1 pseudogene is annotated in these 324 nt (G+C 70.7%); it reads left to right on the forward strand.

The annotated features are described in order from the left end of the window. Positions 1–324 (forward strand): annotated as a pseudogene (locus D0817_RS27055) (hypothetical protein); the annotation flags it as partial.

Genomic DNA, 324 nt, shown 5'->3' on the forward strand with positions numbered 1-324 from the left:
CAAGCTGCTCGGCATCACCAAGCGCGCCATGGTCGACGGCGTCGAGGGCATCGAACTGCGCGTGCACCCGACCCTGATCCCGGCCAAGCGGCTGATCGCCAACGTCGAGGGCGCGATGAACGCGGTGCTGGTGCAGGCCGACGCGGTCGGCGCGAGCCTGTATTACGGCAGGGGCGCCGGCGCCGAGCCGACCGCCTCGTCGGTGATCGCCGACCTGGTCGACATCACGCGCCTGGCCACGGCCGACCCGGGCAACCGGGTGCCGCACCTGGCGTTCCAGCCGAACCAGATGACCGACGTCGCCATCCTGCCGATGTCCGAGAT

Origin of the sequence: Flavobacterium cupreum (genome assembly GCF_003996965.1) — a bacterium.
Classification (GTDB): Bacteria; Bacteroidota; Bacteroidia; order Flavobacteriales; family Flavobacteriaceae; genus Flavobacterium; species Flavobacterium cupreum.